Source organism: Saccharothrix ecbatanensis (assembly GCF_014205015.1).
In the GTDB taxonomy this organism is placed as follows: Bacteria; Actinomycetota; Actinomycetes; order Mycobacteriales; family Pseudonocardiaceae; genus Actinosynnema; species Actinosynnema ecbatanense.
Genome location: NZ_JACHMO010000001.1, coordinates 4,159,540 through 4,174,088 on the forward strand (window position 1 = coordinate 4,159,540; position 14,549 = coordinate 4,174,088).

The 14,549-nt window shown below is 70.6% G+C and carries 5 protein-coding genes; 4 read left to right on the forward strand and 1 reads right to left on the reverse strand.

What is annotated here, in order from left to right:
• The first annotated feature begins 300 nt into the window (after positions 1 to 300).
• From F4560_RS17145 to F4560_RS17160, 4 genes are all read left to right on the forward strand, one after another.
• Complete coding sequence (locus F4560_RS17145; RefSeq protein WP_246477830.1) at positions 301 to 1,521, forward strand: MFS transporter; 1,221 nt, start codon at positions 301 to 303, stop codon at positions 1,519 to 1,521.
• Between the two features lie 23 nt (positions 1,522 to 1,544).
• A complete protein-coding gene (locus tag F4560_RS17150) occupies positions 1,545 to 11,870 on the forward strand; it encodes a non-ribosomal peptide synthetase/type I polyketide synthase (RefSeq protein ID WP_184921198.1) in 10,326 nt (3,441 codons plus the stop codon).
• Positions 11,871 to 11,909: 39 nt separating this feature from the next.
• The gene (locus F4560_RS17155) at positions 11,910 to 12,488 is read left to right on the forward strand and encodes a TetR/AcrR family transcriptional regulator (RefSeq protein WP_221483538.1); all 579 of its coding nucleotides are present in this window, start codon (positions 11,910 to 11,912) and stop codon (positions 12,486 to 12,488) included.
• A gap of 78 nt (positions 12,489 to 12,566) precedes the next feature.
• On the forward strand, positions 12,567 to 13,484 hold the full coding sequence (locus F4560_RS17160) for an SDR family NAD(P)-dependent oxidoreductase (protein WP_312869332.1): 918 nt from the start codon (positions 12,567 to 12,569) through the stop codon (positions 13,482 to 13,484).
• 23 nt (positions 13,485 to 13,507) lie between these two features.
• Here the strand turns inward: F4560_RS17160 and F4560_RS17165 are convergent, their stop codons facing one another.
• Complete coding sequence (locus F4560_RS17165) at positions 13,508 to 14,404, reverse strand: RICIN domain-containing protein (protein ID WP_184921199.1); 897 nt, start codon at positions 14,402 to 14,404, stop codon at positions 13,508 to 13,510.
• Between the last annotated feature and the right edge of the window lie 145 nt (positions 14,405 to 14,549).

A 14,549-nucleotide genomic window follows, 5' to 3' on the forward strand; every position in this document is an offset into this window, starting at 1 on the left:
CGGCCACCACTCCGGGCCGGAATTCCCACTGACGAAGCCCACCGCGAGCAACCACGACTACGGCGTACGGGTATTGGTGCGCCGAGCGGCTGATTTACCGCGGTAATCGACTCCTTCGGAACCCCGAACCGCGTCGGACGCGGCCGGGGCCGGTCTGCGGCGTTCGGCGTACAGACCCCCTGACCTGCTCGAACACGGAGCGTTGCGCGCTACTCCGGTCAGGGGACGGGACGGTCGTGGGGTTGACGCCCTTGAACCTCCTGAATACCTTCCCCCGAGGGTGGGGGGAAATGAACGCCATTGAATGCTGCCAGTTACCAGACGACACCTTCTAGGGCACCGGGCGCGCGGTTCGCTTGCCTCGTTGTCGCATATGGGGTGTCGGCCTGCGGCAACTACCTGAACCTCGTCGCGTTGGCGTTGTTCAGCTATCAGGCGACCGGCAGCGGGCTCGGTGTCGGTCTGCTCGCCGCCCTGCGCCTGGCCGCCGGAGCCCTCGCCGGGTTCGCCGCCGCAGCGCTGGTCAAGAGGTTCGACCGGCGCCGGCTCATGATCGGCGCGGACCTCGCGCAGGTGGCGGCGATGACCGTCCTGGCGGTGACCACCCACGCCTCCGACATCGTGCTGCTCGGTTGCGCGGTCGCGGTGATGGGCGCGGGCAACAGCCTGTTCACGGTGGCGCTGCGCTCGGCGGTGCCGGACATGGTGGGCTCGACGGCGAGGGTCCGGGCGAACGGCCTGCTCGTCACGGCGAAGTCGGTGGCGATGGTGGTCGGCTTCGCCGGGGCCGGACCGCTGATCGGCCTCGGCGGTTTCGCGGCGGCGTTCGCCTTCAACGCGGCGACGTTCGTGGTGTCGGCCGTAGCACTGGTCCTGATCCGGTTCCGCGGCCACGACGACACCGCGACCGTGGACAAGGAAATGAGCGCGGGCGGCTACGCGTTGGCCGGGATCGCGCCGGTCGTGCTGCTGATGCTGGTGCTCCGCGGGATCGACGCGTTGGCGTCGTCGTCGCACAACATCGCCCTCCCGGTGTTCGCGAGCACCGTTCAGCCGGACGGGGCCGCGGCGTTCATGAGCTACTTCTGGGTCGCGTGGGCGGTCGGGGTGCTGTGCGCCCACCGCGTCGTGACGAAGTGGGGTGGTCTGAGCGGCGCCGACCGCCTCCAGCGGACGTTCGGCCTGGCCACGTGCCTGATGGCGGTGTCGTTCACGCTCGCGTTCACCGGGCTGCCCGCCCTTGCGATGGCGTGCGTCGTCCTGGTCGCCGGCCTGGCCGACGGCATCACCGAGATCGCCTACGTCTCACGCCTGCAAGAAGCACCCGACCACCTCCGCACCCGGCTGTTCGGGCTCTCCGCGACGATCGAGACGTCCGGTTTCGCCGTGGGCATGGCGGTGGCGGGCGGTCTGCTGGAGGTGCTTCCCGCTGTCGCCGTCGTGGGCCTGCTCCACGGCCTGGCGTTGTGCGCGGCGACGGCTTTCCTGTTGTTCACAACCACACGTCGACGCACCGGTTGAGCGGTGGGATTTGGAGCGGCAACGTGGCCGTAAGCACCACTTACCAAGGTCCCGAACTTGAACTGACCGAGGACGACCCGCTCAGCGTGGTCGAGGCGTTGACCCGTGCCGCGCGCACACGGCCGGACGCCGGGGTCGTCGTCGTAGGCACGGCGGGGCAGTCCGAGCTCCTGACGTACCCGCACATCCTCGACCGCGCGCGACGAATCCTCAGTGGACTGCGCGCCCAGGGCGTGGGGCAGGGCGACTCCGTCCTGCTGTGCGGGCTGCCGCTGGTCGACTTCTTCCCGGCGTTCTGGGCGTGCTTGCTAGGCGGTGTCCGACCGGTCGTGATCGCCGAACCGGCCGACGAGGGCTCCCCCGCGGCCGAGCGGTCGCGGCACACGTGGACGTCGCTGGGTGGGCCGGTGGTGCTCGCCGATCCGTCGACAGCGCGCCGGTTCACGCGAGCGGTCACGGTGGCCGAGTGCGCCCGGCACGAACCCGCCGGCGAGTTCGCCGAGGCACGGCCGGACGACGTCGTCCTGCTGATGCTGTCGTCCGGCAGCACGGGGATGCCGAAGGCGATCGGTCTCACGCAGCGGGCGTTGGTGCGGTTCGCGGCGAGTTCGAGGCGAATCCTGGACGTGCGGGCGGATGACGTCACGCTGAACTGGCTGCCCCTCGACCACAGCGGGGCGTTGCTGCTCTACCACTTGATGACGGTGTTCGTCGGCTGCACGAACGTCCACGTGCCGACCGAAGTCGTGCTGGCCGACCCGCCGCGCTGGCTCGACCTGATGGCCGAGCACCGGGCGAACCACAGCTGGGCGCCGACGTTCGCCTTCCAGCTGATCGCCGACGCGGTCGCGGACCGACGAGCGGACCGGCGGCCGGAGTGGGACCTCTCCGCGCTCAAAACCCTGGTGTGCGGCGGTGAGCAGATCCTGTTGCCGGTCTTGCGGCGGTTCCTCGCCGCGTTGGAACCGTGCGGTGTCGTCGAACGTCACGTGGTGCCCGTGTGGGGCATGGCGGAGACCACGACGGCCATCAGCTACGGGCGCCTCGACCGGCCGGGCACCGTGCTGCGCGTGCTGACCTCCAGTCTGGACGGTCGGCTCGCGTACGCCGACGACTCGGTGCCGGACCGGGAGTGCACGACGTTCATCGCGGTCGGGGAACCGGCGCACGAGGCGAGCGCCCGGGTGGTGGACGAGCACGGTTCACCGCTGCCCGAGGACCGGATCGGCCGACTCCAGATCCGGTCCGTGCGGGTCACGCCGGGTTACCTGAACGATCCGGAGGCCACCGCGGCGGCGTTCGTTGACGGGGACTGGCTGGACACCGGTGACCTGGCGTTCCTGACCGGCGGGCAGATCGTGATCACCGGTCGGCACAAGGACGTGATCATCCTCAACGGGCACAACCACTTCGCGCACGAGATCGAGAGCGTCGCGACGACCGTGCCCGGTGTCCGGATCGGTGACGTCGCCGCGTGCGGTGTCCCGGACGAACGCACGGGCAGCGAGTCGCTCGCCGTCTTCTTCGTCAGCACGGGGGCCGACGACACGCGGATCGCCGATGAGGTCAAGCGCGTGCTGTACGGCAGGCTGCGGTTGACCGCGGCGCACGTCGTTCCCGTGACGGATTTTCCGCGCACGTCGGCCGGCAAGGTGCAGCGGTCGAAGCTCCGTGACCGATTACTCCCCGGTCCTCGACGTGACGCGGGTGGGCTGCGACAGGTGCTGTCGGATGCCGTCACCGAGGTGGCCGGGCAACGCATCGGCGACCGGGAACCCTTCTACGACGCGGGTTTGTCGTCCGTCACGCTGGTCCGGCTCCGCCGACGCCTGGAGGATGAGCTGGGCAGGCCGGTTCCGCAGACGGCGCTGTTCGAGCACCCGACGATCGACGCGCTGGCGCGGCACCTGGCCGGAGCGGACTCGGCAAGTGTGCCGAAATCCGCGCCGGACGCGACCCCCGACACCAGGATCGCGGTCATCGGAATGGCCGCGCGGTTCCCCGGAGCGCCATCGGTCGACCAGTTCTGGACGAACCTGCGCGCAGGCGTGGACAGCACCCGCACCTTCTCCCCCGCCGAGGCCACGGCGGCGGGCGTGCCGGCCGAGCTGATCGCCGATCCGGAGCGGGTGCTCGCCATCGGGGCGATCGACGACGTCGACGCGTTCGACGCGGAGTACTTCGGCATGACGCCGCGTGAGGCTGAGTCGACCCACCCGGCGCAGCGGCTGTTCCTCCAGTGCTGCTACCACGCGTTGGAGAACGGCGGTTACGCCACGGCGGCGGACGCTCGGATCGGGGTGTTCGCCGGGTCGGGGATGAACCTCTACGGCCACCAGGGGATGCCCGCGACCCGGTCGGACGATCCCGCGGAGCGGATGCAGGCGGCCATCGGCCGGGAACCGGACTTCCTCGCCACGAGGGTGGCCTACCGGCTCGGGTTGACGGGTCCGGCGATCGGCGTGCAGACGGCGTGCTCGACGGCGTTGGTGGCGGTGCACCTGGCCGTGCAGGCGTTGCTGAACGACGAGGCGGACATGGCGCTGGCCGGTGCGGCTGCCGTGCACCTGCCGCAGGAGTCCGGTTATCGCAGCTCGACGGGTTCGATCCTGTCGCCTTCCGGGCGTTGCCGACCGTTCGACGCGCAAGCCGACGGCACGGTCGGTGGCAACGGTGTGGCCTCGGTCCTGTTGAAGCGGTTGGACCGGGCGCTCGCGGACGGCGACACCATCCACGCGGTGATCCTCGGTTCCGCGGTCAACAACGACGGCTCGGGCAAGGCCGGGTTCACCGCGCCGGGTGTGGCGGGTCAGGTCGACGTCGTGCAGCGCGCGCTGCGACGGGCGGGCGTGCCGGGCGACTCGATCTCCTACGTCGAGGCGCACGGGACGGGGACCGAACTGGGTGACCCGATCGAGTTCACCGCGTTGTCACGGGCGGTCGGCGCGGACACCGACCGCCGCGGGTTCTGCACGCTCGGCTCCGTGAAGGGCAACATCGGCCACCTGGACAGCTGCGCGGGCATGGCCGGGCTCATCAAGACCGTGCTGATGGTGAAGCACGGTGAGCTGGTGCCCACGCTGAACCTCGACCAGCCGAACCCGCAGTTGCGCCTGGCGGACAGTCCTTTCGTGCTCGGCACCGCGCTGCGGAAGTGGACGACCGACGGCCTGCCTCGACGGGCGGGGGTGAGCGCGCTCGGCGTGGGTGGGACCAACGCCCATGTCGTGCTGGAGGAACCGCCGATGCCGGAGGCGCCGAAGACTTTCGGCCCGGTGATCGTGCCGCTGTCCGCCCGTGATCCACAGGCGCTCGCCACGCTGGCGGAACGGGTGCGTGCCCACTGTGCCGCCCAGCCGTCGCTGAACGTGGCCGATGCGGCCGTGAGCATGGCGCTCGGCCGCCCGCACCTCCCATACCGGGCGGCGGTGGTCGGATCGGACCCGGCAGAGTTGGCGAGTCGCCTCGACGCCGTGGTGGGGTCCGCAGAACCATTGCGCGCCTTGGTGTTCGCTTTCCCCGGACAAGGTGTCGCCCGGTACGGCATGGCGCGTGACCTGTACTCGGAGTTCCCCGTCGTGCGTCAGGTGTTGGACGAGTGCGAGCAGGTGTATGCGGCCGAGTTCGGGACGGGCTTGCTCCGGCTCCTGGTCGACGCGGACCCGCAGCCGGGTGAGGTGTGGCCGACGGAGACCGCGCAGCCCGCGCTGTTCGCCTTCCAGGTGGCGTTGGGTCGCCTCTGGGAGAGCTTCGGGACCCGGCCGGATCTCGTCACCGGGCACAGCCTCGGCGAGTACGCGGCGCTGTGCGTGGCCGGGGCGATGTCCGTGGCGGACGGCGTGCGGCTGACGGGGACGCGCGGGCGATTGGCCTCGCGGTGTGCGGCGGGCGGGATGCTCGCGGTGTGGGCTGACGCGGCGGTCGTGGAGCGGATCGGGCGGGCCAGCGGCACGGAGGTCGCGGCGGTCAACGGGCCGCTGGCGCACGTGCTGGCTGGGTCGCTGGAAAACGTGCGCCGGGCCGAACAGCTGCTCGGCGAGGAAGGCTTGAAGGGGCGGCGGCTTCCGGTCGACGGCGCGTTCCACACCGCTCTGTTGGAACCCGTGTTGCCCGAGTTCCGGGAACATGTCCCGTCGCTGTGGCCGTTGAAGGTTCCGTTCGCCGGCAGTCTCGACGGGCAGGTCAGGCCGGTGGGTTGGCGGCCCGATGCCGAGTACCTGGTGCGGCAGGCTCGTGAGCCGGTCCGGTTCGACCTGGTGCTGGCTGCCGTCGCGGATCACACGTGTCTGGAGATCGGGCCCGGTGAGGTGCTGACCGACGCGGGTGGTCACGGGTGGCTGGCGGGGCTGCGCGTCGATCGACCGGCGGTCGTGGCGGTGTTGGAGGCGTTGGGTGAGCTGTACGTCCGTGGCGCAGATGTGTCCTGGCCCGATGTCGTGCGTGGTGGGCGGCGCGTGCCGATGCCGGAGTACCCGTTCGCCCGGACGCGGTTCCCGGTGACACCAAAGGTGGAACGGCCGAAAGAACCGGTGGCGTCGGACGCGCTCGACGCGGTGCGCGGGGCGACGGCCGAGGTGCTCGGATTGCGCCTTGACGCGGTCCCGCCGGACGGCTCGTTCTTCGCGCTCGGCGCGGACTCCCTGGCGTTGATGAGCTTGAGCAGGGTGCTGGACCAGCGGTTCGGGGTCAGCGTGCCGATGCGGACCTTGATCACCGAAGCCGACACTCCGCGCAAGCTCGCGGCGCTGGTCAAGCCCGCCGCCACCCCGCAGCCGGTCCAGACGCCCGTGTCCGCGCCCGACGATGTGCAAGACCTGGTCGGCCGCCAACTGCACCTGAGCGAACGCCTGGTCGATCTGATGGAACGGCAGCTCGCCCTGCTGTCCGCTCCCGGCGTGACCCCGCCTGTCCCCCGGACCCGTGTTCAACAGCCCGCACCGCTCGCCGAACCCGTGCTCGCCGAACCCGTGCTCGCCGAACCCGTGCTCGCCGAGCCTGTGCTCGCCGCCGGACCCGCGACGTCCTGCGACTTCAGCCTCTACTTCTTCGGCGACTACCCGGAACAGCACGAGACCGACAAGTACGCCTTGATCAACGCCGCGACCGAGTTCGCCGACCGGCACGACTTCCACGCGGTGTGGTTGCCGGAACGCCACTTCCACTCGTTCGGCGCGTTGTTCCCCAGCCCCTCGGTCCTCGCGGCCTGGCTGGCGGCGCGGACGAAGCAGATCCGGCTGCACGCGGGCTCGGTGGTGCTGCCGCTGCACAACCCGATCAGGGTGGCCGAGGAGTGGTCGGTCATCGACAACCTCTCCAACGGGCGGGTCGGCCTGTGCGTGGCGAGCGGTTGGCACGCCAGGGACTTCGCGCTGGCCCCGGAGAACTACGGGCAGCACAAGGAGTTGGTGCACACGCAGCTGGACACCGTTCGCAGGCTGTGGGCCGGTGAGGCGATCACGACGAAGTCCGGCAACGGTGACGAGGTCGACGTCCGCCTGTACCCGCGGCCGATCCAGTCCAGCCCGCCGCTGTTCCTCGCGGTCGTCGGCAACCCGGAGAGCTACCGGCGTGCCGCGGCGCAGGACCTCGGCGTGGTGACCAACCTGATGACCCAGACCGTGGACCAGTTGGCGGCCAACATCGCGCTCTACCGGCGAACCAGGGCCGAGAGTGGGCTCGATCCGGCGGCGGGCCGTGTCGTGGTGCTGGTGCACACGTACTTGGGCGCCGACGCCGAGAGGGCACGGGCCGAGGCGTTCCGGCCGTTCTGCGATTACCTGCGTTCGACGCTGTCCCTGTTCGACCAGGTGACGAACAGCCTCGGCTTCGATATCGACCTGGAGAACACGCCTCCTGACGACGTCGATTTCCTGCTGGAACGGGCGTACGAACGTTACTGCGCCTCACGGGCGCTGATCGGCAGTGAACAGACCGCCGCCGCGGTGGTCGACCAACTGGTGGCCGCGGGCGTGAACGAGATCGCCTGTTTCGTGGACTTCGGCGTGCCGACGGACGACGTGCTGGCCGCGCTGCCCGCCGTGGACCGGCTGCGGGTCCGGTACCGGTCACGGCCGCTGCCGCTGTCACCCGCCCAGCGCCGGATCTGGTTCCTGGAGAAGATGTACCCGGACAGCAGCGCCTACCACGAGCCGAAGGCCATCCGGTTCGACGGGCCGCTGGACGTGGACGCGCTCACCGGGGCGCTGGGTCGTGCGGTGAACCGGCATCCGGAGCTGCGGGTCGTGTTCCAGGAACTCGATGGTGAGCCGCACCGGGTGGTGCTGCCGGAGATCGACGTCGACTGCCCGGTGCTGGACTTCACCGGCTACGACGAGCAGGACGCGCTGCGGTCGGTGCTGGGCACGGAGGGCAAGCGGGTCTTCAGCCTGGCGGAAGGGCCGTTGATCCTGGCCCGGCTGCTCAGGTTGGGCCCGGACCGCCACCTGTTGTTCCTGTTGGTGCACCACATCGTGTTCGACTCGTCGTCCAGCGCGGTGCTGGTGGACGACCTCGCCGCGTACTACCGGGCGTGGCCGGCGCAACCGGTGGGGCTGCCGCCGGTGGCCGTCCGCGCTCCGGTCGAGGCCGATCCGGCGGTCAAGGAACGTGATCTGGCGTTCTGGCGGCGTGAGCTGGCCGATCTGCCGGTGCTGAACCTGCCGACCGATCGACCGCGCGGTGACGTGCGGACCGGTGCGGGGGCGAGCATCACGCGGGAGTTCGGGCCCGACCTGCTGCGCGACCTGCGGTCGTTCGGGGCCGAGCACCGGACGACGGCGTTCATGTCGCTGTTGAGTGCGATCGGTGTGGTGCTCGGCCGCTTCACGGGCCAACAGGACGTGGTGGTGGGAACGGCCGTGGCGAACCGACCGCCGGGCGCGGAACGGGAAGTCGGCCTGTTCCTCGACACCGTCGCGGTTCGCCTGGACCTGTCCGGTGATCCGGCGTTCACCACCCTGCTGCACCGCGTCCGGGAACGCACGACCGCCGCCTACGAGCACCGGGACGTGCCGTTCGACGAGTTGGTGCGGGCGCTGAACCCGGAGCGTGACGCGGGGCGCAACCCGCTGTTCCAGGTGATGGTGGAGTTCGAGCAGGAAGGCGAGGTGGAGTTCGACCCGCCCGCCCTGTCGGCCCGGCTGCTCGACGTGCCCAGCGACCGGGCGCCGTTCGACCTCACCGTCTACCTCACCCAACACCGCGAGGGCGTGCGGTGCATGATCGAGTACGACACGGCGCTGTTCGACGGGTGCAGCGTCGAGCGGATGCTGGACTACGTCGATCTGGTGCTGCGCTTGGCTTTGAGGGCTCCGGCGAGCCCGCTTTCCGGGTTGACCCCGCTCACCGAGGCCGATCGGGCGGCGGTGGGCTCCTGGCAGGGCGCGCCCGTCGACCCGCCGGACGTCCGCCTGCACGAGCTGGTCTCGCTCCAGGCTCAGCGCACGCCGGACGCGGTCGCGTTGCTCGCCGACGGTGTGGAGTGGCGGTATCGGGAGGTGGAGGAGCGCGCGAACCAGATCGCGTCGCGATTGCGTGAGCGCGGTGTCGGGCGGGGCGATGTGGTCGCGGTCGTCCTGCCACGAGGGTCGGAACTCATCACGGCGGTGCTGGGCGTGCTCAAGAGCGGCGCAGCCTACTTGCCGCTCGATCCGGGCCTGCCTCCCGCGAGGGTGGCGTTCTGCGTCGAGGACAGCTCGGCGGCTCTGCTGCTCACCACTGGTCGCGTGCCGGACTGGGCCGGACTTCCGGTGCAACTCGTCGAGGACGTCGGCGGGGAGGTGTCCGGGTCTGTCCCAGGCGGTAGCCCGGACGATCCGGCGTACTGCATCTACACGTCAGGCTCCACCGGGCGCCCGAAGGGTGTCCTCGTGCCGCACCGGGGGCCGGTGAACCTGGTGCGCTGGCATCTGCGTCGGCACGCCCCGCTGCGTACCGCGCAGTGGACCTCGCTGTCGTTCGACGTGAGCGTGCAGGAAATCTTCACCACGCTCGCCGCCGGCGGCACGCTCGTGCTGGTGGACGAGGAGTCCCGGCACGATCTGGCCGCCGTCGTGGCCAAGTACCGGGTGGAGCGGCTGTTCCTGCCGTTCACGCCGCTGAAGTACCTGGTGGAGACGCAGCCCGACCTGCCGTCGTTGCGGGAGGTGAACTCCGCCGGCGAGGCGCTGGTTCTCACGCCCGCACTGCGGCAGTTCCTGGCCCGGCATCCCGAGTGCCGGCTCTACAACCAGTACGGGCCGACGGAGGCTTCGGTCATCGTCACCTCGCACCGGGTCGACCCCGAAGGCGAGCCGCGCCCGCCCATCGGCACGCCGATCGACGGTGTCCGGCTGCGGGTGGTGGACGTGGCCGGGAGGGACGTGCCGGTCGGCGTGCCCGGTGAGCTGGTGATCGGCGGTCTGCCGGTGGCGCTGGGGTACGTCGGTCAGGACTCCCCCGCGTTCGCGCCTGATCTGGACGGCGCTCGCGCCTACCGGACCGGTGACCGGGTGCGGTGGCGGTCCGACGGGACGGTCGAGTTCCTGGGCCGGTTCGACCAGCAGGTGAAGATCCGCGGTCATCGGGTGGAGCCCGGCGAGGCGGAGTTCGTGCTGGCGGGGTTGGACGACGTGGTGGACGCCGCCGTGGTCGTGCGGGAGTCCCGTGGTGAGCCCGAGTTGGTGGCCTACGTCGTGCCGAAACGCGCGGGCGCTGCGGTGGACTTCCAGCGGGACTTGGAACGGGTCCTGCCGGACCACCTGGTGCCGCGGCAGTGGGTCGCCCTGGACCGGTTGCCGTACACGGTGAACGGCAAGCTCGACCACTCCCGGCTGCCCGCGCCGTCGGGTCCGGTCGCGGATGAGGGGGAGGCCCCGTCGACCCGCGCCGAACGGTTGTTGCACGACTCGTGGCGGGCGGAGCTGGGGGTGGACGCGGTGTCGGTCACCCGATCGTTCTTCGAGCTGGGTGGGCATTCGCTGACCGCTCTGCGCCTGGTGAACCGGATGGCCCGCGACCACGGCGTCGAGATCACCATGACGGAGTTCTTCCGCACCCCGACCATCCGTGCGCTGGCACGCCGTCTCCCGGCACACGAAGTGGTCGACACGGCCCCGATGCCGTCGAGCCTGCGTCGGCTGTGGCAACGGCACCACGAGCGGACGGATCCGTCGGTCTACAACGTGGTCCAGCGGGTCGACATCGACGGTGAGCTGGACGTGGCGGCGTTGACGCGGGCGTTCCGGGAGGTCGTGCGGCGGCACGCGGCCTTGCGCAGCCGGGCGGTGCAGCGTGATGGCGACCTCTTGGTCGAAGTGCTCGACGCCGTGGACGTCGACCTGCCCGTCACCACACTGACGGGTGGTCATGAGGTCGAGCGGTGGTGCCGGGCGCAGGCGGACGAGCCGTTCTCGCTCCAGGAAGCGCCCCTGTTCCGACTGGGGCTCGGCAAACTCGACGGGTCGCGGTGGGTGCTGGTGGTCGTGCTGAACCACGCGATCTGTGACGCGTGGTCGCTCGGCATCCTGTGGCGTGACCTGGCGGACCTGTACGCCGGTTCCCCTGCCCTGCCACCTCAAGCCCAGTACACGGACTACGCGAGGTGGGAGCACCGGCAGCTGAGCGGGGACGGCAAGGCATCACTCGAACGGTTCTGGCGATCGGAACTGGCCGACGTGCCGCTGCGCCCTGCCCTGCCGGTGGACCGCCCCCGTCCGGCGCGGTTGTCCGGGCGTGGAGGGCTGCACGAGTTCGCCATCGGCCGCGAGGTCGCCGACCGCGTCGGACGTGTCGCCGCCGAGCTCGGAACCACCCCGTACACGGTCTTGGTCAGCGCCTACGCGGTGTGGCTGGCGGCGCGGTGCGGGCAGCCGGACGTGGTCGTGCCCGCGTCGAGCGTGAACCGGCTGCGTCCCGAGCACGAGGAGGTGTTCGGTTTCATCGGTGACGCGGTCCTACTGCACGCGAAGGTGTCCGCGGCGGCCGACTTCGCCGAACTCGTCGCCCAAATGGGGTCCACGATCTACCGCGCGCTCGACCACCAAGCGCTGCCACTGACCGAGGTCGCACGCCTGCTGGACCCCAACACCGCGGACACCCTCTTCCCGACCACGTTGTTCACCGTCGTGACCACACAGCCACCGACCTTCGCCCTACCGAACGCGACCGCGGTGGTTCACCTGCCGGCGCGGGAGGGGTTGGCGCGCAATGAGCTGTACGTCGTGCTGATGCCGTCGGACGACGGGATCCGGGTGGCGATGGAGTACTCGACGGACCTCTTCGACGAGGCGACGGTGGTGTCCTTGGGCGCGACGTTCGCCGAGACGCTGGCGACCTTCACCGACAACCCGCGGCGGTCGTTGCGGCACTAGGTCGCGGTCCCGAGCAGGAGCCCGACCTATGCTGGCGTTGTGGACCAAAAGGAGGAACACGGGGGATCGTTGCGCGCGGATGCCGCGCGCAATCGTGAACGAGTGCTGGAGGTCGCGCGGGCACAGCTGTCGGCCGGTGACGACTCGCTCCAGCTCAACGCCATAGCCCGGCTCGCGGGGGTGGGCGTCGGCACGGTGTACCGGCACTTCCCGAATCGGCACGCGTTGCTGGAAGCCCTTATGTCCGAACGCTTCCAGCGCCTGGTCGAGGATGCACGGGTCGCGGCGGCGGACGTCGACCCGGCGCGTGGCCTCCAGGCCCTGCTGCGGTCCACGCTCGGGCTGATCTCGACGGACGCCGGCTTCGCTGCGGTGCTGGAGTCCGCCGACCACGCCGGCGGGTCGACCGCGGCGATGAAGGCCGACCTCGACCAGGTGGTCACGCGACTGCTCGACCGAGCCGGTGAGGCGGGCGTCATCCGAACGGACGTCGACGCCGACGACATCAGGCGCCTGTTGTGCGGCGTGCAGCACGCGGTCCGCTCCGGCGGCAACGATCCCCGCCAAGCCGACCTGTACCTCGACGTCCTCCTCGGCGGGCTGCGCCCGAGACACTGACCACCACTAAACGGATAGCTATCCACTCATGCTACGGTGGGACTAAGTGGATAGCTATCCGTATATGGGGGTGCGCCGGTGGTGCGAACAGCGGTGGTCACAGCGGGAACGGCCGGCATCGGGTTGGAGACCGCCTTGGGGTTGGCGGCGGCCGGTTTCGCGGTCACGGTGGTCGGACGCGATCCGGAGCGCGGCGCCCGTGCGGTCGACCGGATCAACGCCGCGGCACCGGACCACCGGGCCCGGTTCCTGGCCGCCGACCTGGCCTCCCTCGAAGCGGTGCGGGCTCTCGCCGACGGCATCGCCGCCGAAGGGCCGCTCGGCGTCCTGGTCAACAACGTCGGGGCGATGTTCGCGGCCCGCCAGGATTCGGTCGACGGGATCGAGGCGACGTTCGCGGTCAACCACCTCTCGCCGTACCTGCTGACGGAACTGCTGCTGCCCTCGCTGCGAGCCGGCGCGCCGAGCCGGGTGGTGAACGTGACCTCGGGCTCGGTCCGCGTCGCCAAGCGGGTGTTCGACGCCGTCGAACCGCCCGGCGGCTACTACGGCTTCCACTGGTACGGCCGCGCCAAGCTCGCCAACCTCGCCCACACCCTCGACCTCGCGCGGCGGTTGGACGGCTCGGGCGTCTCGGTGTTCGCCGCCGATCCCGGCGGCGCCGCGACGGACATGACCAACGGCACCATGGCCGACCCCGCGATCGTGTCCCCCGGACTGCGCCTGCTCTGGCCACTCGTCCGCCGAACGTTCCGACGCGCCACCTCCGGCCCCGCCTCGGTGGCGGCCAAGCCCTCGATCTTCGCCGCCACCGACGCTTCGTTGGCCGACCGGACCGGCATCGTCATCGGCCCACGAGCCCAGCCCGTCACGCCGTTCCGCCCGGCCACCGATCCGCGCGTCGCGGCGGCTGTCCGCCGGCTCAGCGAACGTCTCGCCCCGATCACCGCGTCGGCCACCATCGACGGCGTGGATGGCCGGGGTCGGCACAAGTGATTTCCGTGAGCGTCTGATCGTGTTCAGCGGTCGACCTGTTCCAGCAGGAACTCCTGGTCCGGCCGGCCGGAGCACGTGGTCTGCGCCAGCTCGGCCCCGGCGTCGACGTCGGCCGGGCCGTACAACAGACCGACGCACTTGCCGCTGTGCACCGGACGCAACGTGAACCCGTTCGGCACGGGTGTGCGCACGGGTTCCAGCAGGAACCGCTGGTGCGCGGCCGAGTCGCAGTGTTCCGGCTGTAGCAGCGTTTCGTCGGCCAGGGACGCCTCGCCGACCGACAGGCAGCCCCAGCCCTCTTGCGGGTGGTTCCACTTGATCAGGTAGACGCCCGCGCCCACGGCCGCCAGATAGGTGTCCGGCACCAACCCTTCGCACGGTCGCTGCACGGCCAGCGCATGGTCGGTGCGCCCGTTGCGCTCACGCCCCTCCCCCACGCACAGGTCGCGGTCGGCGGTGTGGGCCGGGCGGATCAGGTACTGGCCGTCGGCGGGAAGTGGCGCCAGGTCGGACGGCCGGACCAGCAGCACGACGCTCGTCGCGGCCACGATCACCGCCACCGCGCCGACCACCCACCACTTCCACCGTTTGCGGGGCGGCGGCGGAGGAGGAGGCTCTTCGACGTCCGGCAACTGGACGGCTAATCGCCGGCGTGCCGCGAGCCAGCGCTCGACGTCCGGCTCGTCCAGCCCGCAGGCCCGGGTGAACGCGGACACGAGCGGTTCCCTGGGCAGGGTGTCGCGGTTGAGCATCGTCGCCGTCGTGCTGGACGGCAGCACGTCGTCGTTCGCGCGGGCCTTCGCCTCCAACTGCCGGTACGTCAGCCCCGACCACAGGCGAAGGCGTTTCATCGAAGCGATGAACTCCGCCACCGTCGCCGAGTCCTCTGGCCGTGGTGGCGAATCATCCCGCTGCGTCACGGTCCCATGATGCCGGCGTAACGCTCCGCGTCCACCGCCGTTTCCGCACGAAACCCCTTGGCCTGCACGAACAAACCCGAACAGATCCGAACGGCCGTCCGGCACGTGCCGCTGGTAGACCGTGGGTCACCGACGACGGGGAGGT